The sequence below is a fragment of the Streptomyces rectiviolaceus genome (assembly GCF_039533825.1).
Taxonomy (GTDB): domain Bacteria; phylum Actinomycetota; class Actinomycetes; order Streptomycetales; family Streptomycetaceae; genus Streptomyces; species Streptomyces rectiviolaceus.
Map to the genome: position 1 here is coordinate 16,132 of NZ_BAAAUG010000032.1, position 23,276 is coordinate 39,407.

The 23,276-nt window shown below is 69.3% G+C and carries 20 protein-coding genes, 1 tRNA gene and 1 pseudogene; 9 read left to right on the forward strand and 13 right to left on the reverse strand.

The features are described from left to right. Nucleotides 1–49 precede the first annotated feature (49 nt). Complete coding sequence (locus ABD378_RS11095) at nucleotides 50–388, forward strand: thioredoxin family protein (RefSeq protein WP_344520441.1); 339 nt, start codon at nucleotides 50–52, stop codon at nucleotides 386–388. Nucleotides 389–511: 123 nt separating this feature from the next. Here the strand turns inward: ABD378_RS11095 and ABD378_RS11100 are convergent, their stop codons facing one another. The 3 genes from ABD378_RS11100 to ABD378_RS11110 form a co-directional block, all read right to left on the reverse strand. Beyond that, entirely contained in the window at nucleotides 512–1,111 is a 600-nt protein-coding gene (locus ABD378_RS11100; protein WP_344520442.1) for a GOLPH3/VPS74 family protein, read from the reverse strand. A gap of 168 nt (nucleotides 1,112–1,279) precedes the next feature. Then, nucleotides 1,280–1,882 (reverse strand): hypothetical protein, encoded by a 603-nt coding sequence (locus ABD378_RS11105; RefSeq protein ID WP_344520443.1) that lies wholly within the window; start codon nucleotides 1,880–1,882, stop codon nucleotides 1,280–1,282. Further along, nucleotides 1,869–4,265 (reverse strand): DUF3289 family protein, encoded by a 2,397-nt coding sequence (locus ABD378_RS11110; protein ID WP_344520444.1) that lies wholly within the window; start codon nucleotides 4,263–4,265, stop codon nucleotides 1,869–1,871. The genes ABD378_RS11105 and ABD378_RS11110 overlap by 14 nt, the downstream gene beginning before the upstream one ends. 287 nt (nucleotides 4,266–4,552) lie before the next feature. On the opposite strand from ABD378_RS11110, the pseudogene ABD378_RS11115 reads away from it, so the two are divergent. Together ABD378_RS11115 and ABD378_RS11120 are read left to right on the forward strand one after the other, a co-directional pair. Next, nucleotides 4,553–4,723, forward strand: a pseudogene (locus ABD378_RS11115) (MerR family transcriptional regulator); the annotation flags it as partial. 677 nt (nucleotides 4,724–5,400) lie between these two features. After that, complete coding sequence (locus ABD378_RS11120; protein WP_344520445.1) at nucleotides 5,401–6,312, forward strand: GNAT family N-acetyltransferase; 912 nt, start codon at nucleotides 5,401–5,403, stop codon at nucleotides 6,310–6,312. 419 nt (nucleotides 6,313–6,731) lie between these two features. Here ABD378_RS11120 and ABD378_RS11125 read toward each other — a convergent pair whose 3' ends face one another. Continuing rightward, nucleotides 6,732–6,950: a hypothetical protein gene (locus ABD378_RS11125; RefSeq protein ID WP_344520446.1), complete on the reverse strand. Its 219-nt coding sequence runs from the start codon at nucleotides 6,948–6,950 to the stop codon at nucleotides 6,732–6,734. Nucleotides 6,951–7,047: 97 nt separating this feature from the next. Then, complete coding sequence (locus ABD378_RS11130; RefSeq protein WP_344520447.1) at nucleotides 7,048–7,458, reverse strand: SRPBCC family protein; 411 nt, start codon at nucleotides 7,456–7,458, stop codon at nucleotides 7,048–7,050. 166 nt (nucleotides 7,459–7,624) lie between these two features. Between ABD378_RS11130 and ABD378_RS11135 the strand changes: the two genes are divergently transcribed. Next, nucleotides 7,625–9,106 carry an MFS transporter gene (locus ABD378_RS11135; RefSeq protein ID WP_344520448.1) on the forward strand — a complete coding sequence of 494 codons (1,482 nt, stop codon included), beginning with the start codon at nucleotides 7,625–7,627 and terminating at the stop codon, nucleotides 9,104–9,106. Nucleotides 9,107–9,136: 30 nt separating this feature from the next. Further along, entirely contained in the window at nucleotides 9,137–9,613 is a 477-nt protein-coding gene (gene soxR, locus ABD378_RS11140; RefSeq protein WP_344520449.1) for a redox-sensitive transcriptional activator SoxR, read from the forward strand. A gap of 286 nt (nucleotides 9,614–9,899) precedes the next feature. Here the strand turns inward: soxR and ABD378_RS11145 are convergent. Continuing rightward, a tRNA-Pro gene (locus tag ABD378_RS11145) sits at nucleotides 9,900–9,973 on the reverse strand. Between the two features lie 131 nt (nucleotides 9,974–10,104). Between ABD378_RS11145 and ABD378_RS11150 the strand changes: the two genes are divergently transcribed. Further along, entirely contained in the window at nucleotides 10,105–10,833 is a 729-nt protein-coding gene (locus ABD378_RS11150; RefSeq protein WP_344520450.1) for a transketolase, read from the forward strand. Nucleotides 10,834–10,929: 96 nt separating this feature from the next. Then, complete coding sequence (locus tag ABD378_RS11155) at nucleotides 10,930–11,868, forward strand: transketolase family protein (RefSeq protein ID WP_344520452.1); 939 nt, start codon at nucleotides 10,930–10,932, stop codon at nucleotides 11,866–11,868. On the opposite strand, the gene ABD378_RS11160 is transcribed toward ABD378_RS11155, so the two are convergent. The 3 genes from ABD378_RS11160 to ABD378_RS11170 all read right to left on the reverse strand — a co-directional run bounded on the left by ABD378_RS11160 (nucleotide 11,834) and on the right by ABD378_RS11170 (nucleotide 15,392). Then, nucleotides 11,834–13,234, reverse strand: coding sequence for an MFS transporter (locus ABD378_RS11160; protein WP_386543143.1), 1,401 nt, complete (start codon nucleotides 13,232–13,234; stop codon nucleotides 11,834–11,836). The two genes, ABD378_RS11155 and ABD378_RS11160, sit on opposite strands and share 35 nt — an antisense overlap. A 281-nt stretch (nucleotides 13,235–13,515) precedes the next feature. After that, entirely contained in the window at nucleotides 13,516–13,896 is a 381-nt protein-coding gene (locus ABD378_RS11165; protein WP_344520454.1) for an MmcQ/YjbR family DNA-binding protein, read from the reverse strand. Nucleotides 13,897–14,390: 494 nt separating this feature from the next. Continuing rightward, the gene (locus ABD378_RS11170) at nucleotides 14,391–15,392 is read right to left on the reverse strand and encodes an alpha/beta fold hydrolase (RefSeq protein ID WP_344520455.1); all 1,002 of its coding nucleotides are present in this window, start codon (nucleotides 15,390–15,392) and stop codon (nucleotides 14,391–14,393) included. A gap of 327 nt (nucleotides 15,393–15,719) precedes the next feature. Between ABD378_RS11170 and ABD378_RS11175 the strand changes: the two genes are divergently transcribed. Both ABD378_RS11175 and ABD378_RS11180 read left to right on the forward strand, forming a co-directional pair. Next, entirely contained in the window at nucleotides 15,720–19,244 is a 3,525-nt protein-coding gene (locus tag ABD378_RS11175) for a ThuA domain-containing protein (protein WP_344520456.1), read from the forward strand. Between the two features lie 76 nt (nucleotides 19,245–19,320). Next, complete coding sequence (locus ABD378_RS11180; RefSeq protein WP_344520478.1) at nucleotides 19,321–20,139, forward strand: sugar phosphate isomerase/epimerase family protein; 819 nt, start codon at nucleotides 19,321–19,323, stop codon at nucleotides 20,137–20,139. On the opposite strand, the gene ABD378_RS11185 is transcribed toward ABD378_RS11180, so the two are convergent. The 4 genes from ABD378_RS11185 to ABD378_RS11200 form a co-directional block, all read right to left on the reverse strand. After that, nucleotides 20,133–20,705, reverse strand: a complete 573-nt coding sequence (locus ABD378_RS11185) for a GNAT family N-acetyltransferase (protein ID WP_344520457.1) — start codon at nucleotides 20,703–20,705, stop codon at nucleotides 20,133–20,135. The two genes, ABD378_RS11180 and ABD378_RS11185, sit on opposite strands and share 7 nt — an antisense overlap. Then, nucleotides 20,702–21,265: a helix-turn-helix domain-containing protein gene (locus ABD378_RS11190; protein WP_344520459.1), complete on the reverse strand. Its 564-nt coding sequence runs from the start codon at nucleotides 21,263–21,265 to the stop codon at nucleotides 20,702–20,704. Before ABD378_RS11190 ends, ABD378_RS11185 begins: the two co-directional genes overlap by 4 nt. A gap of 61 nt (nucleotides 21,266–21,326) precedes the next feature. After that, nucleotides 21,327–22,136: an ABC transporter ATP-binding protein gene (locus ABD378_RS11195; RefSeq protein ID WP_344520460.1), complete on the reverse strand. Its 810-nt coding sequence runs from the start codon at nucleotides 22,134–22,136 to the stop codon at nucleotides 21,327–21,329. A 56-nt stretch (nucleotides 22,137–22,192) separates the two neighbouring features. Next, a complete protein-coding gene (locus ABD378_RS11200; protein ID WP_344520461.1) occupies nucleotides 22,193–23,221 on the reverse strand; it encodes an ABC transporter substrate-binding protein in 1,029 nt (342 codons plus the stop codon). Nucleotides 23,222–23,276 lie beyond the last annotated feature (55 nt).

Here is a 23,276-nt window from a genome sequence, read left to right on the forward strand (position 1 = left end):
GCGAGGGATGATAGGGATGGAATGACGGAACGTGAGGTCAGGAGCTTCCATGGCAAAGCGGGTTCACCGACCCCGTGAGGACGCGGAGTTCAATTTCATCCTCGAGATGAGCGGAGTTCCGGTCCTCGCGTACTTCACCGGGACATGGCCCAAGGCAATCGAGCCCTGCCGAGTGATGGACCTCGTCGTGGGTGGCATCGCCGACGACTACACGGGCCGCCTGACGGCCGTCCGCACCGACATCACGCGTTGTCCGGCCGCAACCGAGCGATACGGGATCACCGCGGCCCCGTCCTACGTCCTGCTGAAGGAGGGAGAGGCGGTGGCGCACGGCACGGGGCCCATGACCACCGCCGAGGTACGGAAGTTCCTGGACGGCCACCTCTGAGCGGCCGCTGCGGCACGTGGCCGCGACGCCCTGTGGGGGTGTCTCAGCCCCAAGGTGTCTCAGGCGGCGCAGCTCCCATGGGCGAGACGTGACGGGTGACCGCGCCCCGAAGGCGGGCTCGGCTCACGGTCCGCGCCAGAGGTTGGCGAAGGCAGCGTTCTCGATGGTCCGCCTCTGGCGTACGGCCTCCAGCTCCATCACCGCGTCGTGGACGGCGGCCACCACGGTCGTCACCGCCTCGTCATCGAGGCCGGGCTCATCGTCGGATCGTTCGTCGTCGATGCCCACGACCGAGACGAGAGCGGCCAGGACGGGGTCCTTCTCTTTCCAGCGGTCGGCTGCACGGCGGCGCGCGGGCGTATCGACCAGTTCCACGCGTTCCGAACCAAAGGGCAACCGGCCGCTCCGCTGCGCCTTCAACTCACCGCTCTCCTCCAGGGCAGCCTGATACGCGGCCGAAAGATCTCGGCCCCGGCGCCACAGCCAGTCCTCGATCCGCTCGTAGGGCGCCTGCCGAGTGATCCCTGCCGCAGCCTCGTCCATGAACCGATCGTCCAGCGTCACCCGTCCACCCGGCACAATGCTCTCGCCGTCCACGGCGACGGCCCCCGCACCGATGAGATCGATCAGCTCTGCTCCCGCGAGTGCGAGGGACAAGTCGCCCTGCCCCACGGAATGCTTCAGGTCCAAGGCGATGATGAACAGGTCTTTCGCCGTGGTCATGAACGGCTCCCCTCGGAGACATCGACAAAGGTGCGTGCCCACCAACCGGGCCCGCGTCCGAGGCCGACCCGGCGGCAGGGCAACAGTCAACATCAGTATCGCCCCGCCCGCGCCGCCGAAGCCCTTCTCGCTACCACGGGTCTGTCGATGCCTGTCCGGTCCGGGAGCTCAGTCGTACTGCCACTGCTTGTTCTCTCGGTCCAGGTCGGGGATGGGGCCCAGGAGGGTCCGGCCGGGGCCGAGGGAGCGGGTGGTGCGAAAGCCGCGGGTGTCCGCGTACGACTCGGTGTCGGTGTCGGCGGGGGCGTACATGAGGGTGTAGATCGGGGGGTCGTTTCCGTAGAAGCGGAAGAAGACGCGGTCCTTGTCCTGTGACTGATGCAGGATCACGTCGGTGCCCCAGAGGGCTTCGTACGTGGCCTTGTCCTTCGGAGTCGTCGGATCGCACTCCTCGGGGCGTCCGGGGTCACGGACGCAGATGCGGGCCTGGATCCAGGTGATCACTTCGGCCTTCGGGTGGTCAGCCGCCAGCTGTCGCATGCGGGCGTCGGCCTTGGCGAAGGCGGCCTGCCGGTGGTCGATCTGCTGCTCCAGCTTGTCGAAGCGCCGCTCGTCGAAATCGCTGCCGAAGTGCCACCCCAGCATGGCGAAGACGGCGACCCGCCAGGCCAGGATTGCCGCCGCCACGACGATCAGCGTGACGAGCAGGATCCGGCCCGGCGAGCGCCGCCTGGTGCGCCGCTCTAGTTCGAGAGCGTCAGAACGACCCACTGATGGGAACCTCGACGTCTGCCTGGGCGATCGGCGGGGTGTACTTCCCGTCGAACCGGTCGTAGTGCTGCAGCGTAAACCAGTCGATGAAGCCGTACGTGGTGATCTCGTCGTCCGGGTCGAGACCGAAGTGGTCGTAGGAATGGAAGACCAGTTTCCCGGAGAACGTGTTCCCGCTGACCGTGTAGTCCTTCAGCTGGATCGTGTGCCCGTGGAACTGGTGGATGGCGATGGACAGCGCCCTCTGGTTGTCGTCGGTGGCGGAGAAGTCGTACACCGGGTACTTCAGGCCCGTGCGGTTGAACTCCTGGTACAGCAGGTTCTGGTCGAGCTTGTCCTTGACCGTGAACGGCGCCGTGTCACCACGGTTGTCCTGGAGGAGCCGGGTGATGATCCCCTCGGCCTTCTCGATGTACTGCTTCTCTTGCGGCGATGCCGCGACCGCCCGGGACAGGGCGGTGCCGGAGCCGACCGTCTGGAAGCGGGCCGGGTCGAAGTTGTCGTCCACCGTGACGGTGCCCGCGCTCTGGCCGTCGCGGCCGTAGCGGAATCCGTTGTACAGGTCAACGACTGCCTGCTGGTGGTCGTAGTCCGCTCCCGCCTTTCCGGCGTTCATGATGCTGTTGAACTCGCCCCACATCCAGGACTCCGGGGTGAACGAAGCGACGTAGAACTGCCAGCTGAGATCCGTCAGCTCGTCGTAGGTGTAGTCGTTGAACGTCAGGTCGTCCGCGACCAGCGGGTTCAGTGGCACCTGGACGTCACTCGGGTCGGCCTCCTTGCGGTGCCCCTCCCGGTTCGCGGACTGGTGGATCAGCTTGTCCGTCGGCACGGCCACCATGGGCTGCTTGTCGGCGCCGTCGCGCTTCCCGTCGCCGTCCGTGTCCCGCTTCAGCGGATTCGAGGCGAGCTTCGCGTAGACCTGGTCCGCCGCCCCGCTCAGCTTTCCGGTGACGACCTGGATCTCCTTGCCGTCCACGACCGAGTCGCCGTCCGAGTCCGGGTCGTCGGGGTCCAGCTTTCCGACGGGCAGCCCATTGCCCGTCAGGATGCGGCCGTCCCGGATCTGCCGCTCGTCGTAGTCGCTGATCCCGTCGTTGTCGGAGTCCTTCGACTGCTGGGCGTCCTGGGCGTCCTGGGTGGCGTTGGTGGCATTGGTGCGGGAGCCCTGCTCGACCGCCTTGTCGAAGGCCCGGCTGTCGAGCACGACGTACTTGGCCGGGTCGCCGGCCGTGGCCGTGATGGTGTTTCCGTCGAGCCGCTGGGCCGCCACCTTGACCAGACGCTGGGACTCTTCGTCGTAGCGGTAGACGGCCGGCTTGATACCGGGACCGGTCCGCTTCGGGTCGATCGCGAAGGAGACCTTCGCCCGGCCGGATGTCCCGTCGGCCGAGAGCTGGTAGCCGTTGCCCAGATAGCCCGGCGTGGACTTCGGGAACTGCTTCTGGCCGGCCGGGAGCTTGGTGATGTCGAAGGCCTGCACCTGATCGGGACGCAGGCCATCGACCACGGCGGAGGCCTCGGTGACGCCGCCGTCCGCCGTGCGCGTCACGTCGAAGACGGACTCGGCGGTGCGCGGGTCGGAGCCGATACGGCCTTCCTGGCCGTCCTCCACGCCGTCGCCGTCGGTGTCGGCCTTGACCGGATCGGTGTGCTGGGCGAGCTCCTTGCCGTCCGCCAGGTCGTCCGCGTCGGTGTCCGGGTTGCCTGCGGCGGTCTTGAACCGCAGCTCACGCTGGATGGTGATGTTGTCCCCGTCGGGGTCCTCCTGGCCGTCGGGGACGCCGTCGCTGTCGGTGTCGCGCTTGAGCGCGTCGCTGCGGTTACCGAGTTCGACGAAGTCGGTCAGGCCGTCGCGGTCGGTGTCCTTGGCCTTCGGGTCGAGCTTGGCGCGCTGCTCGATGTCGTCCGTGAGGCCGTCGCCGTCCGTGTCCTTGGTCGGGCTCGCGCCGTCCTTGGCGAAGTTCGCCCAGGTCGGGGTGTGCGCGCTGCCGTCGGGCCGGGCGCTGTACCAGAGCGTGGAGGTCTCGCCCGGCTCGATCACCTTGTTCGCCGGGGTGCTCTGGAAGGTTGCACGGTCGCCCTGCCCGGAGTCCAGCCGTACCGCGTCGGTGGCGGTGATCCGGTCGGGGAGCTCGAAGGTCAGGGACCAGTCGTTGATCTCGTGTTGGGAGAGGTTCTCGACCTGGAACTGCGCGAAGTAGGAGCCCTCGGGCGTCTTCTCGCGGATCGCCGGCGGCACCTTGCTCTGCTGCGGGTCGCCGGCGCCGAGCTTCCGGTAGGAGATCTTGACCTCGGTGTCGCGGTAGAGCGTTTTCCCTGGAGGTGAGCCGCCGCCGTCGGCGATGGCCGACGGTATTGCGCCCCCAAGCAGAAGTAACACGGCGCTGAGTGGAATCGTGACGCGTCTGTACATGCTGCCTCCCACGTATGGAAAGTTGCCTGTCGTCGCGAAGTAGCCCCCGTTTCACGGCACTTCACCGGTCTGCCGGAGCAGCCTACAGAGCTGCGAGTGAGGGGCCCTCGATGGTCCGGTGGGGAAATTGGGGAGGAAGTTATGACTCCGTTTCGGCCGGTTCGCGACCGGTCGGCGGCCTGCCCCCAGGCCGCAGGGGAGCCTGCTGCGGCGGGAGGGCGAGAAGGCCCGCGGGCGGGTGCCGCAGCCGGCCATTGAAGCGCGTGACGTCCCGGACACTGCGTCACTACGACGAGATCGGCGTGCTGCCACCGGCGCGGATCGGGAGCAACGGGCACCGTCACTTCGAGGAAGCAGATCTGCCGCGGCCACAACAGATCTACTTCCTACGGGAGTTGAGCCTCGGCCTCCGTGAGATCAGACGGTCCTGGACAGCCAGGAGGTGACGGAGGTGGAGACCGAGGCACGCGAGCGGTGGCCGGAGCAGTGGGAGCAGGCCCAGCAGGCCCAGCAGGCCACCGATCCCGCGGTGCGGGATGGCGTCCCGCGTGATGGTGTAGGTGCAACGGCAACTCGGTCCGGAACGGGCCAAGTTCGCACCAGCAGACCGAGCCTTCCTCGCCGCACTCCTCCGCCCTCTCCCCCGCGAGGCACTACGCCGCCCGCGGCTGCTCGTACGACCCGACACCGTCCTGCGATGGCACCGCGACCTGCTCAAACAGCGCCAGGCGAACACCTCTCGACCTCACCGCCAAGGCCGGCTCCGCACCGTGCGCTCCATCCGCCTGCAGATCCTGCGCCTGTCCAGCGAAAACCCGTCCTGGGGCTACCGCCGTTTGCGAAGCCAGCTCGTCTGCCCCATCAGCCGCAAACCAAGTAGAACGGCGAGGCTAGGGGCTTCGCCGGCACGGTTCGCAATTTCCGTGGACGGACCCGTCGGTGTTCAAGTAGCGTTCGGCTCCGGACCACGCCGCGTGAGACGAACGGAAGGAGGCGAGTGCCGTGCAGTTCTCAACCATCCAGCGCTCCCTCCCCGCTACCCCGGTGTGGCACCTCTGATCCGACCGGGAGCGCTCCTGCCGTACGCATCCCGGAGGAACCCATGACCGATACGGTCATCCGCGCGCTCGACGAGAGCGACGCCCATCTGTTCGACGCACACCCCGACCCGTTGAACGCCCGTGCCGCGCACCAGCGGACCACGCACCGCCCCCACTGGAAGCGGGTGGCCCTGCGCGACGGCGCCGTCGTCGCCCGCGGCGCCTGGTGGGGCGGTCCCGATGACAAGGAACCCATCAACCTCAACTGGTTCGACGTCGCCGAGGGCGAGGTCGAGGCGGGGGCTGAACTCCTGCGCTCCGCCCCGTGGCGGGTCGAACTCGAGCTCAACCTGCCCGGCGACTGGCGCGAGCACCCCGCCCTGGCCGCGGCCGCCGAGACTCGCTTCGCCGCCGCCCGGGCCGCGGGCTACGAGCTCCTGGTGGAACGCTTCCTGTACCGCTGGACCCCGGAACGCGGGCTGCCCGAGCGGCCCGGACGCCTCGTCTTCGGCCCGGAGCCCGACGACGCGGTCTTCTTCGACGCGCTGCGCCGCATCCACGCGGCCACGCTGGACGCCCACGCGCTGAAGGCCATCGAGGAGGGCGGCCTCGACCAGGCCGCGCGGGAAGAACTGGAATTCTTCCACTGGTGCCCCTCCCCGCGGGAATGGTGGCAGCTCGCCCGCACCCCGGAAGGCGAAATGGCCGGCATCCACATCCCGGCGCACAACCCCTCCGGACCGACCATCGGTTTCATCGGCGTCCTGCCGGAGCATCGCGGCCATGGTTACGCCTACGACCTCCTCGCCGAGTGCACCCACTTCCTGGTGGAACAGGGCGCGGAGGTCGTCACCGGCGCCACGGACCGGGGCAACTTCCCCATGGCCGCGAACTTCACCAAGGCCGGTTTCCCCGTGGTGCGCGAACGCATCAACTTCCACCCCGTTGCCCGGACCGTCTCCACTGCCCGCTGACATCACCGGCTGACACCAACAGTGGCGGTCGTTGGGCGGCCAGTGGCGAACCTGCACGGCAGCCGTAGTCCTGTCGATCGTGAGGGTGGTTCTGTTCGAACAGGTTGCCTGGGCAGGTGATTTCGGCCGGTTGGGCGCATGAAGGCAGGACCTCCGGTGCAGCACGAGGGTTGCGAAGCCAATTCGTCTGCCCCGGAGGTCCTGTTGTCGCAGTTCTACGCCGTGTCGCCGGTTGTCTTCAACTCGGTGCGTTCTTCCTGCGATTGCCTCGCTCACCGGTTCGGGAACGCAGCCGACCGGCCGGACCGGGTCTGCGGGACGCGCTGCCGGTGCCGGCCTGGATGGAGGGGAGGGGTGGGCAGCCGGAGGGCTACTGCCACCGGCAGATGATGCGGTCTTCTACGTCACCGACAACGGCATCAAGTGGCGTGCGATGCCCGCCTGATCGACGAGCCCGCCGCCTCGCATCGCAGCGTGCCGAAGGTATGGGCCGACGGCGGATACCAGACCAGCGTCTTCAGCACGGAGCCGCGAGAGGAATCGACGTCGGGGTCGTCAAACGGTCCACCGCCAAGGGGTTCCAGCCCCAGCCGAAACGCTGGGTGATCGAGCGGACTTTCGGCCGGCTGATGCAGCACCGGCGTCTCCTTGAAGTGATCTGATCCCGATGACATCAACGGGCTCTTGCCGCAGCGGCATGAGATCCGGAGAAGCCCCTCATCGGCAACGCCGAGGCTATGCGGGCTCCGTCAGCTGACGGAGCCGATCCAGATCAGCAGCGACCATGCCGGCGTCCCGCTCGAAGTCTGCGTCGCTCGTCCCAGGCTGCTGACGAAGGGTGAACACGACCTCGCATCCCGTGCCGTCGCTGATCACACGGAGCGGGTTGTAGACGGTCTCGCCGGAGGGCAGCGTGACGTCGTGGTCGAGTACACCCAGCTCGTTTCGCGGTACGAAGGTCACCACCACCCTTCCCATCGGGGAGGATTCCGCGACCCATTGACCGTCGATCTTCTTGATGGAGCGTCCCAGGCCATGGGCCCACGCGGGCATGTTCATCGGGTCCGACGCGAAGGCGTAGACATCCTCGGCCGTGCGGTCGATACGGACACTGAGGTGACGTGATGCGGTGCCGGTGCTTTTCATGGCGGTGATGGTACGGGGCCACTGTCGCCGGTTTCTTGAACGGATCGGACATGCCCTGCGGACCGTCTGATCCGTGGTCCGCCCCTGACCAGTCCTCTTGCCCTCAACTGCGGTTGAGCTGGTGAGGTGCTCGTGACCCCGTTCGCCAAGGAAGCGAGTAGTCGACGTGGATGCCACCACAGCTGAAACGGCCCTGTCCTCTCCGCAGGCACGTCCGTCGGCCCTGACCCTCCCGGTGGTCCTGGCCGGTGTCGTCCTGGTGGCCATGTCCATCTCCGGGACGGCGGTGGCCCTACCGGGCGTCGGCCGGGATCTGGACACCTCCGGCTCGGCCCTGAACTGGGTTGTGGCCGGCTACAACCTGGCCTTCGCGGCGATGACGCTCGTCGCGGGCTCGGCCGCGGACCGGGTGGGACGGCGCAGGACGTTCGTCGTCTCGGCACTGGTCTTCTCCTTCGGATTCCTGGTCACCGCCGTGAGTCCGTCAATCGTCTTCACCGACGCGGCGCGCATCGTCTCCGGTGTGGGCGGCGCCGGCATCATGGCCGCGGGCGGCGCAATCCTCGCGTCCTCCTACGAAGGAGCGGCCCGCAACCGGGCGTTCGCGCTCATGGGCACCATGGCTGGCGTCGGCGTCGCTGTCGGTCCCACCCTGTCCGGACTGCTGATCTCCGCGACGGGATGGCGGGGCAGCTTCGTGGTGTTCACGGTCGTCGGCCTGCTGATCACGTCGGGCGGGACCCGGATCCGCGAGTCCCGCGCGGCCACTGGACGGGCCGACTGGCCGGGCAGCCTCCTGTTCGTGGCCGCGCTCGCCCTCCTCATGTTCGCCCTGCTGGAGGCGCCCTCCCTGGGCTGGACCCACGGCGCCGTCATCGCCGCGGCCGTCGGCGGACTCGTGGCGCTCATGGTCTTCGCCGCTGTGCAGCGACGCAGCGCCGCGCCCGTCCTGGACCCGGCCCTCATCGCCAACCGCAGTTTCCTGGGCTGGAGCCTGGCCACGTTGACGACCTCGGTCGGCTTCCTGGGTGTCCTGGTCTTCCTGCCGACCTACCTTCAGGCCGCCGCCGGCCTCACCCCCGCGGCGGCGGGCACGGCGATGCTGCTGCTGACCGCTCCCGTCCTGGTCACGCCGCTGGCTGCGGTGGCACTCGTCAACAAGGGCGTGCCGGCGCGCCGGTTGATCGTGCCCGCTCTTCTTCTCGTCACCGTGGGCAATCTCTGGCTGAGCGCGCTCAGTCCCCACAACACGGTTCTGGGCGCCGCGAGCCCGCTCCTGCTGATCGGCGTCGGCATGGGCATCTCCTTCGGCATCACCGACGGACAGGCCATGGCTCTCGTACCGGCCCAGTCCGTCGGCATGGCCGCCGGATTCCTCAACACACTGCGCGGAGCCGCCGAAGCCATGGTGATCGCCGCATTCGGAGCCGCACTGCTCGGCCTGCTCGGCAGCCGCCTGGGCGACGGTGAGCGGGCGGCGTCCGTCAGCGCCGGGCAGCTCTCCGATGCCCATCGTCACGCCGAACTTGCCGCCCTCACCTGGTCATGGCGCATGACGCAGCTGGGTATCGCCCTGCTGTGCCTGCTTCTGTCGATCACGGTCGTGGCGCTCATCCGCCAGCACGGTCCGCGCCGGAAGACAGTCTGAGCGCAGCACCAAGAACGCCAGGAGGCCGATGTGCACGTCAACCCCGACGACCTCCTCACGATCGGTGACGTGGTTCGCCGCACCGGCGTGTCCGCCTCTGCCCTGCACTTCTACGAACGCAAGGGGCTGATCTTCTCCGAACGAGGCGGCGCCAACCAGCGCCTCTACCCTCGCCACATGCTCCGGCGCATCTCACTGATCATCATGGCCAAACGCCTCGGCATCCCGCTCGGCGACGTCGCCGCAGTCTTCAGCACGCTGCCCGGCCACCGCGCCCCCACCCACAAGGACTGGCTACGCCTCTCTCTCGCGTGGAAGCAGCAGTTGGAGGAGCGCCGCCGTGCGATCGAAGCTCTGGAACACGAACTCACCGGATGCATCGGATGCGGCTGCCTGTCGATGAAGGCGTGCCTGCTCCTCAACCCCGACGACTCACTCGGCCCGCAAGGCCCTGGCCCGGTCCGCCTGCAGAGCACCGCCCCCACGCGCCGCTCCCGGCATAAGTAGGCCTGTACGCGTTCGCCGCAGAGTCTCGACCAGTCGTCGCGGTCCGAGGCCGCCGGCGATGCCGGTCACGTCGCTGAGACGGTGCGGGCCGAGGAGGAGGGCAGCCACAGCCAGACAGCGTCGGATCAGCGGCGATCAGCGCCCCGGAGCACTCGATCAGGAGCAGTCACCCCGCTCCCAGACTCCCGCTCCCTGGGAGCACAGGGAGCGGCTCCCCGCTCCCAGATTTGCTCCCAAACACGAAGTAGGGGCCACCCGAAGGTGACCCCTACCTGCGACGTTTCCGTCGGGACGACAGGATTTGAACCTGCGACCCCTTGACCCCCAGTCAAGTGCGCTACCAAGCTGCGCCACGTCCCGGTGCCCGTGTGACCTGGGGTTTTCCCCTGGCCGAACGCGCACCGAAACAATACCGCACTCGAAGCCGTGATCGCTCACGCCTTTCGTGCCCTGTTGACCTCAAGAGCACTTGAGGTTGCACGCTCTGTGCCATGACGACGACAACGGAACGCGGATACGAATACGGCTACGCGGACCTGTCCCGCCTCATGGGGCGGATGACGGGCGACGAGAAGCACGGGCCCGCCGCGACCTCCACGCTCGACACGCTCTGGGTCCTCTACGACCGGGTGCTCAGCGTCACACCCGAGCGCGTGGACGACCCGGCGCGCGACCGGTTCCTGCTCTCCAAGGGGCACGGGCCCATGGCGTACTACGCCGTCCTCGCCGCCAAGGGATTCATTCCCGTCGACTGGCTTGAGGGATTCGGGTCGTACGACTCTCCGCTGGGGCACCACCCGGACCGGGTGCTCGTGCCGGGGGTCGAGATCGGGAGCGGGTCTCTGGGGCACGGGCTGCCGATCGCGGTCGGGACGGCGCTGGGGCTCGGGGCGCGGGGCAGCGCCGACGCGCGGGTGTGGGTGCTAGTGGGCGATGCGGAGCTGGACGAGGGCAGCAATCACGAGGCCATCGCCTTCGCCGGGCCCTCCGGGCTCGAGCGGCTGCACACCGTCGTGATCGACAACGCCTCCGCCCGGCACGCCAGGCCCGGCGGCATCGCCGCGCGCTTCGAGGCCGCGGGGTGGTCCGCCGAGACGGTCGACGGGCGTGATCACGACGCCTTGTACGCGGCGTTCACCGCGCCGCATCCGGGACGGCCGCGGGTGGTCGTGGCCCAGGTCGAGTCGAAGGAAGCCGTGGCCGAGCCCAAGCTCGCCTGAACGTCCGCCGACCGATCCGCCGACCGATCCGCCGACTGTTCAGTCCTCTGCCGGTGCGCGGGTTCTTCCGTCTTCGTCTTTGGAGGTTTCTCTGTCATGGACACCATGCGTGATCGCTTCGCCCCCGTCGTCTCGCGGCTGCTCGACGAGGATCCGCGTGTCGCCGTCGTCCTCGCCGAGATCGGCGCGGACGCCTTCACGGAGGCGCAGCGCAAGCACCCGGACCGGGTGATCAATGTCGGGATCCGGGAGCAGCTGCTCGTGGGGACCGGCGCCGGGCTCGCCCTCGCCGGGCTGCGGCCCGTCGTGCACACCTTCGCGAGCTTCCTCGTGGAGCGGCCGTTCGAGCAGGTGAAGCTGGACTTCGGGCATCAGGGTGTGGGCGGCGTGCTCGTCAGCGCCGCCGCCTCCTTCGACTGGCCCGCCGGAGGCTTCACGCACATGTCGCCGGGCGACGTGGCACTCCTGGACACGCTGGAGGGCTGGACCGTGCATGTGCCGGGCCACCCGGACGAGGCCGAGACGCTGCTGCGGCACGCTGTCGCCGCGGGCGACGACAAGGTGTACGTCCGGCTGTCGGTGCAGTCGAACGCCCGGGGGCTGCCGGTCGACGGGGCGCGCTTTCACACCGTGCGGGAAGGGCGCGGCGGGGTCGTGATCGCCGTCGGGCCGACGCTGGACAACGTGCTCGCCGCGAGTGAGGGCCTCGATCTCACCGTGCTCTACGCGACCACGGTGCGGCCCTTCGACGGGGAGGCACTGCGCCGCGCGACGGGCGTAGGGACGGGGGCGGGAGCGGGCATGGGAGCGGTGGCTGATGTCGTCGTGGTCGAGCCCTACCTGGCCGGGACCTCCACCGCCGCCGCGAACGACGCCCTCGCCGATGTCCCGCACCGCGTGCTCGGGCTCGGCGTCGGCCGTGCCGAGCTGCGCCGCTACGGACAGGTCGACGAGCACATGGCCGCGCATGGGCTCGACGTCCGCTCGCTGCGGGAGAGGATCACCGGTTTTCTGGGGGCGCGGGCTCTCGTATAGCGGGCTCTCGTGTAACGGACTGTCGTGTAGCGGGCTCCCGTATCGCGGGATCTCGTATCGCGGGATCTCGCGTAGCGGTCGTCCGCGTCGGCCTGCCGGGGGCCGCTCCCCCGCCGGACACAGGCGCTCTCCCGTCCACCCGCACCAACCCGCGTATCGCGGGCACCGAGAGCAGGGCCAGGCAGACGACTACCGTCGTCACGGCGCCCGTGATCAGCACCTGCTCAGCGCCGAAGGTGCTCGCGGCGGGCCCCGCGAGGGCCTGGCCGACCGGCAGCAGGGCGATCGATCCCGCGACGTCGTAGGCGTGGATGCGGTTGAGGACGTCGGGCGGCACCTGGGTCTGGACGCTCGTCGCCCACATGACGCCCCAGAAGGAGAGCCCGGCGCCCGCGACCGCGGCGCCCGCAGCCATCAGCGGGACGCCGAGCTGGGCGCCGACGGCCGCCGGGAACGCGCAGTAGCCGATCAGGGCGAGGGAACCGGCGCGGAGCATACGGCGAGGGCGCAGGCGCAGGGCGACCAGGCCGCCGAGCACGGTGCCCGCGCCCAGGGCGGAGTTCACCAGGCCGTACGCCCCCGAGCCGTGCTCCTGGACGACGAGGGTGGCGACGAGTGGCGTCAGCGGGCCCGTGGTCGTGATCATCAGGACGCAGAAGATGGCGATGACGCCCCAGAGCCAGGTGCGGGACCTGAACTCCCGCCAGCCCTGCACCAGATCGGCCCGGAAGCCGTTGCTGTGCGGGAGCGAACCGGGGAGCGCGGGCGGCAGCCGGAGCAGCACCAGGCACAGGGCGCTCAGGCCGTACGTCCCCGCGTGCGCGGCGAAGACGGCGCCGGGCGAGGCGAAGGCCACGAGGACACCCGCGACGGCCGGTCCGGCCAGGGCCGCGGCCGACTCGGCCACGCGTATCGCGCCGTTGGCCTTCTGGACGTCGGTGGCCAGGCGCGGGACCGTGCTGGCGACGCCGGGCTGGAAGAGGGCGCCCGCCGCGCCGTTGACCGCGCCGATCACGCAGATCTGCCAGAGGACGATGTGACCGGTGAAGAAGAGGACCGCCGCGATCGACTGTGCGCCGAGCCGGACCACGTCCGCACCGATCATCAGCAGACGGGTGCTGAACCGGTCGGCGAAGACCCCGCCGAAGATCACCAGGCCCGCGAAGCAGACCGTCGTGGCGGCCATCGCGAGACCGACGGCGCCCGCTCCATGCCCGTACTGGAGCAGACCCGCGGCAAGCGCGACGGGCAGCATGGTGTCGCCGAGCTTGGCCACGGTCCGCGCGCCGAAGAAGAAGCCGAAGTCCCGCGACCAGATGCTCCTGCTCTCGGCCGTCATCGACCTGGCCGTGCGACCGATCGGCATGCCCTTGCGGCCGGGTGGGGTGCGCCCGCCCGGCCCCTCCGCCGGGAGCCGCGCATGCCCGCCCCCGTCAACCTCCTGGCCCTGGCCAACCCTCTCGCCCTCGCCGGCCCCGCCCCCTGAAACCCCGCCCCCTGACGGCACCCCTGTCCCCTCCCCGCCCGCGGCGACACCATCCGGCCCGTCATCCCACGAGCCTCAGCCGCCACCCTGCTTGCCGCCTGCCTGCCTCCCTGGATCATGCCACCCGGCACTGACAGCGGCCGATCGCTCTTCCCGCTCGGCTAGCTCGCCGGCGGGAGCCCCAACTCCGGGTACGCGTCCAGGAGTCGGGTGGGGGCGGCCTGGCGCCAGGAGTCGGCGAGGATGACCTCCAGCTCTGCCGCGTCCAGGGCCGAAAGCCGTGCGCGCACCCACGCGAACATCGCCTCATGGTCGGCGATCCAGAACTTGTCCGGCTCCGCGAGGGCCAACTCGTCACGCTCCACCTTCGGGCACCGCACGGCGATGGACGTCTCGTCCTCGGGGAGCGTGGCGAACATCTTTCCGGCCACCCGGAAGGTGGGCATGCTCCAGGCGATCTTCTCCGTCGTATCCGGCAGGGCCAGTGCGATACGCCGGACGTCGTCACCCGTGACCTGGGCTTTGGCATGAGCTCGAGACATGCCGAGAACCGTAGCCAACGCCACTGACAGCGGCGACCTGGTCGGCGGCGGCCACGCAGCGGGCCCGCCACCCTGGAGGTGGCGGGCCCGCCGAAGTACCGCGAAGAGAAGGGGGTCAGGCCGCGAGAGCCCAAGCCTTGAAGTTGCCCGACATGCTGTCCGGCGTGGCTCGACCCTCGCACTGCCCACAGACGGCGCGCTGCGCACAAGCCTGCGGTTGTGCCGGCTCGCCCTGGGCCCCGCGTGCGGTCAACCAGACCGCAATATAGGCAGGCCCGGTCGTAATCACAGCTATGGCTATCTCGGTGAAGGCCATCAGTCTCACCCCCAGGCACGCTGTCGTATCCGTATCACCGTAGGGACGGGGGGTGCCGACGGGAAGCACCTTGCCGGGAAAGAGCAGCTGAGGCCGGATCAGGCCCTGTGCATGGCTGGATGCGGGTACCGAGGCGCGCCGCTCCGGCCCTCCCGCACGGCGAGCGGGTCGCAGGTCCTCACAACACCCGCTTGTCCAGCCAGCCCCGCAGGTCCTCCTGCACCTCGTCCCTGTTGGTCTCGTTGAGGATCTCGTGGCGCGCCCCCTCGTACCCCTTCCAGGTGAGGTCGTCCAGGCCCACGTACCGGAAGTCCTCCAGGAGTTCATGGACCAGCGTCATGCCCTGGTTGCAGGGGTCCTCGGTGCCGACGGCGATGTGCACGGGCAGGTCCGCCGGGACCCGGGCCAGGTTCCGCGGGTCGTTCATCTTGCGCACGGCACGCACCCAGTCCAGGCAGAGCCCGGCGGAGAAGGGGAATCCGCAGCGCTCGTCGGCCACGTACACGTCGACCTCGGCCTCGTCACGGGAGAGCCACTCGAAGCCGGTGCGGTGCGGGTACGGGTCGTTGAAGGCGGCGAAGAGTTCGGGGAGGTAGGAGGAGAGTGCCTCGCGGCCGTTCTCGGTGATCTCGCGCTCCAGGCGGGCGATCGACTCCTCGATCCCGACCCCCGGCAGGGAGCGGAAGGTTCCGGAGAGGATCAGGCCCGCGAGGTCGTCCGGGTACTCCTGGGCGTAGTCCCTGGCCAGGTGCGAGCCCATGCTGTGGCCGAGCAGGAAGAGCGGGGTTCCGGGATACAGGGTGCGTACCTGGTCGCCGATCGCCTTGAGGTCGTCGACGATGGCTCGCCAGCTGTCGGCTGCTGCCGCGTCGGACGGTACGTCGGGCGACGCGTCGGCGGACGAACCCGTCACCCCGTACCCACCGGTCGCCTGCGCCGTCGCCCCATGGCCCCGGTGGTCGGAGGCGATCACTCCGTAGCCGTGCGCCGTCAGATGGCGCGCGAACCGGTCGTAGCGCAGGGCGTGTTCACCCGCACCGTGCGCGATCTGCACGAAGGCGCGCGGCCGACCGCCGTCGGGCAGCCAGGTGTACGTGGCGACAGGTACGCCGTCCGCGGCGTTCACGAGTCCGACGGTGTACGCGGCGGCGGGGGCGGGTGTCGAGGCGTGGTCAGGCATTGCGGAAAGCTCCCCTGTACGGCTTCGGTTCCTGGTCCTAGTCCAGATCCAGATCCTGGGCCTGGTTCTGAAACCCTCCCCCGCACACGCGACCTCATACCAGTGCCTCGCGGTGACTCCCTTCTCACGCCAGACGACGCCGGGCCCTTCCGACCCATTGACCCCCCGTCAGAGCGGAACCTACGCTGAACAACGCGCAGGAGAAAGCGCTTTCTAGGCCCTCCTGGCCCCCGCACCCCGAGGCCCAGGTCAAGCACCCCGCGCAACTCGCACTCACCGCACACCCGGCTACCGGCAGCCGTCCACCCGCCCAGCCCAGGGAGCGCCATGAGTTCCACGAGTCCCACCGCGCCCAGACGCGGCCCTCTCCGGCCGAGACCCGGCCGCACCACGCCGAGCCCCTGGCTCGCGCTCATCGCCCTGCTGGCCCTCGTCATCGGCCTCGGTCTCACCGCACCGCCCCGCGCCACAGCCCAGACGGAGCCGGCGGCCGCAGCGGCCCCCTTCCGTGTCCTGGTCTTCTCCAAGGTCACGAACTTCCCCCATGACTCGATCCCCGCGGGCGTCGAGGCCATCAAGAAGCTCGGCGCCGAGAACGGCTTCGAGGTGGAGGCCACGGACGACGCGGCCGCCTTCACCGACGCCAATCTCGCCCGCTTCCAGGCCATCGTCTTCAACAACACCAACTCAACGCCGGAGAAGGGCGACCTGCTCGACGCCGAGCAGCGCGCGGCCTTCCAGAAGTACGTCCGCGCGGGCGGCGGCTGGGTCGGGCTGCACGCGGCCTCGGCCAGCGAACGTGACTGGACCTGGTACGAGGGTCTGGTCGGCGCGATCTTCGACAAGCACCCCGAGGTGCAGACCGGGCGGGTCAAGGTGCTCGACCACGCGCACCCCTCCACCAAGGGGCTTCCGGAGCTCTGGGAGCGCACGGAGGAGTGGTACAACTGGCGCACCAATCCGACGGGCAAGGTGCACACGCTCGCGCAGGTCAAGGTGCGCGACGGCGTCACCGGCCTCGACGAGGGCGTCGACCAGCCGTGGTCCTGGTGCCAGAACTACGACGGCGGCCGCTCCTGGTACACGGCGGGCGGGCACGCCGCGTCGGCATTTCAGGAAGAGGGCTTCCTCAAGCACATCCTCGGTGGCATCGAGTGGGCCGCGGGCAACAAGCCCGGCGACTGCACCGCCACCAAGACCGGCGCCTTCCAGCGCACGCCGCTCGCCACCAACGATCTGGCCGACCCCTTCGAGCTGGCCGTCGCCCCGGACCGCCGGGTGTTCTTCGTCCAGCGCACGGGAAAGCTGAAGATCATCGACCAGGAGACGCTGAAGGTCTCCACGGCGCTCGACTTCGACTACAGCCCCGAGATGACGAGCCAGTCGGACGGGCTGCTCGGCCTCGCGCTCGACCCGAAGTTCCAGGACAACCACTGGGTCTATCTCCTGAACTCCGACAAGACCGAGAAACGCATCAATCTCTCCCGCTTCACCGAAGCGGGCGGAAAGGTCGATCCGGCGTCGGAGAAGCGGATCCTGACCATTCCCACCTTCCGTGGCGAAGGCCGGGCGAACTCGCACATGGCGGGCTCGATCGCCTTCGACAAGAAGGGCGACCTGTACATCGCCACGGGTGACAACACGGACCCGTTCGCGTCGGACGGATTCAGCCCGATCGACGAGCGCGAAGGCCGCCGCGCCTGGGACGCGCAGGGCACATCGGGCAATACGAACGACCTGCGTGGCAAGGTCCTGCGCGTCACGCCGAAGGACGACGGGACGTATTCCGTGCCCGAGGGGAATCTCTTCGCGCCGGGGACCGACAAGACCCGCTCCGAGATCTACGCCATGGGTATGCGCAATCCCTTCCGCATCACCACGGATCCGTTGAGCGGCGCCCTGCTGATGGCCGACTACGGGCCCGACGCGAAGGCGGCCGTCGCCGACCGCGGTCCCGAGGGGACGGTCGAGTACAACCGCATCACCAAGGCGGGCAATTACGGCTGGCCCTACTGCGTCGGCGACAACACCCCGTTCAACGACTACGACTTCGCGACGAAGAAGTCGGGCGCGAAATTCGACTGCTCGAAGATCGTGAACGATTCGCCGAACAACACGGGCCTGCGCGACCTGCCGCCGGCCAAGGCCGCGAACGTCTGGTACGCCTACTCCGCCTCCGAGAAGTTCCCCGAACTCGGCACGGGGGGCGGCGGCCCGATGAGCGGCCCGGTCTACGACTACGACGCCGCCAACACGTACAAGACGAAGTTCCCCGAGTACTTCGAGGGAAAATGGTTCAACTACGAGCTGACACGGCAGTGGTTCAAGGTCTTCTCGATGCAGGAGAAGGACCAGACGTTCACCGATCCGCGCTTCGATCCCGCCAAGGCGGGCGATCTGAACTCGATCAACTCCATTTTCCCGGACATGAAATGGAACCAGCCCTTCGACGCCGACTTCGGTCCTGACGGCGCGATGTACGTCATCGACTTCGGGCTCGGCAGCGGCACGGGCCGCGGCGGCAGCAACGAAGGCGCGGGCATCTACCGCATCGACTACGTGGCGGACGGACGACTGCCGGACGCCCGCATCAAGGCCAGCCCGGACAACGGCAGCACCCCGCTCAAGGTCACGTTCTCCAGCGAGGGTTCGGGTCTTCCGGGCGGCAAGCCCGTCACGTACGCCTGGGACTTCGACGGTGACGGCACGACCGACTCGACCGAGGCGAACCCGACGTACACCTACACCAAGAAGGGGCAGTTCAGCGCGCGACTGAAGGTGACGGGTCCGGACGAGCTGAGCGGTCTTGCCGTGCACGAGGTCACCGTCGGGAACACGCGTCCCGTAGTGACCATCCAACAGCCGCCCAGCGGCGGGACGTTCAGTTTCGGCGACACGATCCCGTTCAAGATCAAGGTGACGGACAAGGAGGACGGGCCGATCGACTGCAAGCGGGTCGTCGTCCAGTCCCAGCTCGGACACGACACCCATCTGCACCCGCTGGACAACTACACCGGCTGCGCGGGCGAGATCGTGACGGACGCGGGCGACAGTCATGGCCCCGGTCAGAATCTGTACTACGGGATCACCGCCCAGTACGAGGACAAGGGCGCGTCCGGTGTGCCCGCCCTGACGGGTTCCTCCTCGCTGACGCTGCGGACCTCCTACCGCGAGGCCGAGCACCGCACCGCCACCGGCGGCGCGCACGAGGGTGCGGTCATCGGTGACCGCGCGGACGCGTCCGGCGGCAAGCGGCTCATCGAGATCGAGGACGGGGACTGGGTCTCCTTCGACCCGGTGAACCTCAAGGGCGTCGACTCCCTGACGGTGGGCGCGGCTTCGGGCGGGCTCGGCGGCGACATCGAGTTCCGCGCCGGGTCCCCCACGGGCAAGCTGCTCGGCAAGGTGAGCGTGCCGAACACGGGCGGCTGGGGCAACTTCATCTCACCGACCACCGAACTGGCCGACCACGACGGCACGACGAAGCTGTACGCCGTCTTCACCAACCCGGAGTGGTCGTCCGACAAGGCCGATCTCCTGACGGTCGACTGGCTGCACTTCAACGGCCCCGGCGTCGAGAAGAAGGCCGGTGCGAAGGTGACGGTCAAGGCGGCCCCGGCCGACGGCACCGCGCCTCTCGCCGTGAAGCTCACGAGCACGGTGAAGCTCCCCGAAGGCCGCACCGCGGCCTCGTACCACTGGGACTTCGGCGACAACGCCAAGCCCTCCGGCACGGAGACCGGCAGCGCCGAGCACACGTACGCGCGCGCGGGGACGTACACGGCGCATCTGTCCGTCACCGACGACAAGGGCGACACGACGACCGGCGCTGTCCGGATCACGGCGAAGTGAGGGGTCAGTCATGACAGCCATGAAGAGAGCCGGAACCGGTCTGAACGGGACCAGACGTGCCTTTCTCGGTACGTCGATGGGGCTCGCGGCAGCGCTCGGTACCGCACTGCCCGCGCGCGCGGGTGACGCGTCAGGGTGCCGGCGCATCCCGCGCGGCGGCATCGGCATGCACCTCTACACGATGCGCAATGCCCTCGCGCAGGACTTCGCGGGCACGCTGGAGCAGCTCGCCGACATCGGTTACGCGACCGTGGGCGTGAGCGGCCGGCACGGGAACAGCGCGGCCGACATCCGGCGGATGCTCGACGCGGTGGACCTGAAGGCGGTCCTCGAGCACGTCGCGTACGACACCCTCAAGGGCAGCGGCCTACCCCAGGCCCTGGAGGATCTGCACACCCTCGGCGCGAAGTGGCCGGTGGTGCCGAGTCTGCCCGGCGCGTTGCACACGCCGGACGGGTTCCGGGAAGCGGCACGGCAGTTCAACCGCATCGGGCAGGCGTCGCGCGACGCGGGCCTGGGCCCGGTCCTCTTCCACAACCACGGCACGGACCATGTGGTGGTGGACGGCACGAGCCTGTACGACATCCTCGTCACCGAGACCGACCCGCATCTGGTCGGCTTCGAACTGGACGTCTACTGGGCGGCGAAGGGCGGCGCGGACCCGGCGACGTACTTCGTACGGCACCGGCGGCGCTTCCCCGCGCTTCATGTGAAGGACATGGCACCGGACGGCGGCTTCGCCGACGTCGGTTCGGGGACGCTGGACTTCGCCGCGATGTTCGACCACGCGCGCGAGGGCGGCGTCAAGCAGTGGCTGGTGGAGCACGACAGCCCCACCGATCCGTTCGCCACGGCGCGGAACAGTTACGCGTATCTGGCGGCGCTGCGTTACTGAAGTGCCGGGTCCGGCTGGGGTGCGCGCGAACCGACCACCTTCTTGAAGAAGAGGGTCGTCGGATGGAGCGCCCCGGCCGGATCGGCCGCGTAGTCCGGAATGACCCCGGCCGCCGTCCAACCGTCGGACCTGTAGAGGGATTCGGCGGGGCTGCCGGTCTCCGTATCCAGGATCAGCAAAGTCACGCCCGCCTCGGCCGCCGCCTGTTCCGCGGCGGCCAGGAGGGTGCGGGCGAGGCCCCGGCCGCGCGCGGAGCTGTGGACCATCAGCTTGAGGATCTCGGCGCGGTGCCGGCCGTTGGGTTTGTCCACGAAGCCGACGCTGACGGTCCCGGTGACCCGTTCGGCGTCGCGCGCGGCCCAGACGGCGAGCCGCCCGTCCACCACCGCGGGGGCCAGGCCCCGCCACCAGTCGGCGGCTGCAGCCCGGTCAAGGGGCGCGAGGAAGCCGAGGGACGAGCCGCCGTCCACGACGTCGGCGAGCAGCGCGGCCAAGTCGTCGGCTGCCGCGAGGAGTTGATCGCAGGAGAGGCGCGTCGGCGTCTGTGTCACCCGCCCGGCGCTCATCGTGCGACCACCACCAGGGCGTACCGCACGGCCCGCTCCCCCACGCACCGGAACCGCGTCGGCCCCCAGAGCCGGAACCGCAGGCAGTCCCCGGCCTCCAAGGCGTGCGGCTCGCCCTGCACGGTGACCTCCAGCGCCCCGTCGAGCACCCAGATGTGCTGTTCGATGCCGGGCACGGGAGGCCGGTCGTACGCGACGTCCGCGCCCGGTTCCAGGCGGCCATCGACCAGTTCACCGCGCAGCCCGGCGTGCGGCGGCGACACCGACCGCCGTGCGAAGCCGGACGCGCTGTCGGTCCACACGCTCTGCTCGGCCACCCGCACCAGCTGCGCGGGCTCGGCCTCCACCTCGCTCAGGAGCTGGGACATGGTGCGTTCGTAGACGGCGCAGAGCCGGTTCAGGAGGGACGCGGTGGGGCTGATCTCCGCGCGTTCGGCCCGTGACAGGGTGGAGCGGCTCACGCCGCTGCGGTCCGCCAAGTCGCCCAGCGACCAGCCGCGTTCCGCACGCAGCTCGGCGAGGCGGGCGGCGAGCCGGTCGTCGACTCCATCATGTTCCATATTTGGCACGCTATCCCGAATATGAAACGCGCGGCAATCGTCGGCCGCTGTGGCTCACGCCTCACTCGTGCGCGGACACCGCCCCCAACAGCTCGCGGATACGCCCGGTGGCCTCGCGGAACTCGGCTGTCGCCAGCGTCGTCGCGTACGAACGCTCCGCGGGCAGGCCGACGTCGATGATCTCCTCCACCGTGCCGGGGCGCGGGCTCATGACGACGACGCGGTCCGCCAGATAGACGGCCTCCGGGATCGAGTGGGTCACCAGGAGCACCGTGGTTCCGGTCTCGCGCCAGATCCGGTGCAGCTCGACGTTCATCTGCTCGCGCGTGAGCGCGTCGAGCGCTCCGAAGGGCTCGTCCATGAGCAGCACCGGCGGCTCGTGCAGCAGTGCGCGGCAGAGCGCGACGCGCTGCTGCATGCCGCCGGACAGCTCGTGCGGATAGGCGTCCTCGAAGCCGTCGAGTCCGGTCATGCGGATGAGATCGTCGGCACGCGCGCGTGCCTCCGCGCCGGGGATCCCCCGCATCTCCGCCTGGAGCAGGATGTTGCGGCGTGCGGTGCGCCAGTCCAGGAGGGCGGCACGCTGGAAGACGTAGCCGATGTCGCGCCGCGGCCCGCGCACCCGCTCGCCGCCCAGGAGCACGTCGCCCGACGAGGGCGCGAGCAACCCGGCGACCAGCTTCAGGAGGGTGGACTTGCCGCAGCCCGATGGCCCGACGATCGCCACGAACTCGCCCGCGCCGACGTTCAGCGAGACGTCCCGCAACGCGGTGACGTCCTTCTTCTTCGTGCGGAAGCGGACGGCGACGTCATCGAGGCGTACCGCGGACGGCCCCGCCTCCCCCGCCGACCCGCGTGGCTCGTCACTCATCTCGAGAGTCGCGTCTTTCTTGAGAGTCGCATCCTTCGCCATTCCCCTGCCGCCCTTCAGCCCTTGATCCCCTTGGCCGAATCCCAGTACTCCGCGACGGGCTTGGCCTTCTTGACCATGCCCGCCTCCGCGAAGACATCGATCGTCTGCTGCCAGTCGGCCTCGGTGTTGGCGCCCGGCGCCTTCCCCTCCGTGGCTTCGGTGTGCAGCAGTGTCAGCGTCGTCTTGAACTGCTCGGACAGCACTTCCTTGGGCGGCAGTTGCTCGGACGCGCCCTCCATCGAGGCGACGGCGGGCTCCGGGCTCTTCTCGGCGGCCGCCCACGACTCACTCACGGCCGCGGTCATGCGCTTGGCCAGATCGCCCCTGCCCTGAAGGGACTTGGGCCCTGCGATGAGGCCGTTGGAGTAGAAGTTGAGGCCGTTCTCGGAGAAGCGCAGGTACGAGACGTCCTTCTTGGCCTTGTTCTGCATGGTGGGGCCCTGGTCGCTCGCGTACCCGAGCAGCGCGTCCGTCTTGCCGGAGATCACCGCGGCGATCTTGCCCGCCGGGTCGGTGTTCTGGACCTTGACGTCGGAGAGCTCCATGTCGTTCTTGGCCAGGAAGATCGGGAACGTCTTGGTGAGCGCGTCGCCCGCCGTGCCCGCGATCGTCTTGCCCTTGAGGTCGGCGGGCGACTTGATGCCCTGCGCCTCGAAGAACTGCACGGAGGCGGGCGTCGTCTGCAGGAAGACCCCGAGGCTCTTCACCTTGACGCCCTGGTCGACGCCCGCGAGCACCGCCGGTGTGTCGGCCCAGCCGAAGTCGGTCTGCCCGGCGCCGGTGGCCTGCACGGTCTTCTGCGAGCCCTGGCCCGCCCTGATGTCCAGGTCGATGCCGTGCTTCTCGAAGATCTTCTCGTTCTTGCCGTAGTAGAACGGCGCGTGTTCGCCGTACGGGTACCAGTTGAGCGTCAGCGTCACCTTGTCGAGCTTCTTGCCGGAGTCGCTGGTGCTCGTCTTGTCGTCGTCGCCGCCGCAGGCCGTCGCGGTCACCGCGACGAGGGCCAGGGGGACGAGGCCGGTGAACAGTCTGCGCGCGTGCATGGGACGGCCCTTCTCGCGTACGACGGACATGGCTGGGGAAGCGGCATGGCGGGGG

Bases quoted from the DNA above. Each gene is read 5' to 3' on its own strand.
- ABD378_RS11095 (WP_344520441.1), top strand. From the start codon at position 50: ATGGCAAAGCGGGTTCACCGACCCCGTGAGGACGCGGAGTTCAATTTC.
- ABD378_RS11100 (WP_344520442.1), bottom strand. From the start codon at position 1,111: ATGACCACGGCGAAAGACCTGTTCATCATCGCCTTGGACCTGAAGCAT.
- ABD378_RS11120 (WP_344520445.1), top strand. From the start codon at position 5,401: ATGACCGATACGGTCATCCGCGCGCTCGACGAGAGCGACGCCCATCTG.
- ABD378_RS11130 (WP_344520447.1), bottom strand. From the start codon at position 7,458: ATGAAAAGCACCGGCACCGCATCACGTCACCTCAGTGTCCGTATCGAC.
- ABD378_RS11150 (WP_344520450.1), top strand. From the start codon at position 10,105: ATGACGACGACAACGGAACGCGGATACGAATACGGCTACGCGGACCTG.
- ABD378_RS11155 (WP_344520452.1), top strand. From the start codon at position 10,930: ATGGACACCATGCGTGATCGCTTCGCCCCCGTCGTCTCGCGGCTGCTC.
- ABD378_RS11160 (WP_386543143.1), bottom strand. From the start codon at position 13,234: ATGCCGATCGGTCGCACGGCCAGGTCGATGACGGCCGAGAGCAGGAGC.
- ABD378_RS11165 (WP_344520454.1), bottom strand. From the start codon at position 13,896: ATGTCTCGAGCTCATGCCAAAGCCCAGGTCACGGGTGACGACGTCCGG.
- ABD378_RS11170 (WP_344520455.1), bottom strand. From the start codon at position 15,392: ATGCCTGACCACGCCTCGACACCCGCCCCCGCCGCCGCGTACACCGTC.
- ABD378_RS11175 (WP_344520456.1), top strand. From the start codon at position 15,720: ATGAGTTCCACGAGTCCCACCGCGCCCAGACGCGGCCCTCTCCGGCCG.
- ABD378_RS11180 (WP_344520478.1), top strand. From the start codon at position 19,321: ATGGGGCTCGCGGCAGCGCTCGGTACCGCACTGCCCGCGCGCGCGGGT.
- ABD378_RS11185 (WP_344520457.1), bottom strand. From the start codon at position 20,705: ATGAGCGCCGGGCGGGTGACACAGACGCCGACGCGCCTCTCCTGCGAT.
- ABD378_RS11190 (WP_344520459.1), bottom strand. From the start codon at position 21,265: ATGGAACATGATGGAGTCGACGACCGGCTCGCCGCCCGCCTCGCCGAG.
- ABD378_RS11195 (WP_344520460.1), bottom strand. From the start codon at position 22,136: ATGAGTGACGAGCCACGCGGGTCGGCGGGGGAGGCGGGGCCGTCCGCG.
- ABD378_RS11200 (WP_344520461.1), bottom strand. From the start codon at position 23,221: ATGCACGCGCGCAGACTGTTCACCGGCCTCGTCCCCCTGGCCCTCGTC.